Consider the following 272-nt stretch of genomic DNA (forward strand, 5'->3'; position numbering starts at 1 on the left):
CAATACGATCGTGGCGTCGGGAACGGCTTTGCCGGGCACGGCCCAGGATTTCATCGTCAATGTGGGGGATCGGGTCTATTTTGATCTGGACAGCTATCGGATCAGCCCGGAGGCCTTTTCCCGCCTCGATGCGCAGGCGCTCTGGCTCCAGCAATATCCTCAGGTCCTGGTTCGCATCGAAGGCAATGCAGACGAGCGCGGAACGCGAGAGTACAATCTGGCGCTCGGCGCCCGCCGCGCTGAGTCCATCCGTAGCTATCTGGTAAATCGGG

General features: G+C 60.7%; 1 protein-coding gene. It reads left to right on the forward strand.

The genetic code is table 11. From position 1 onward, the window contains the following. Positions 1-272: OmpA family protein (locus CVH10_RS20565; protein ID WP_146143195.1), on the forward strand; the 272-nt coding region annotated here is incomplete at both ends.

Origin of the sequence: Halomonas sp. ND22Bw, from assembly GCF_003011945.1 — a bacterium.
GTDB classification, from domain to species: domain Bacteria; phylum Pseudomonadota; class Gammaproteobacteria; order Pseudomonadales; family Halomonadaceae; genus Halomonas; species Halomonas halophila.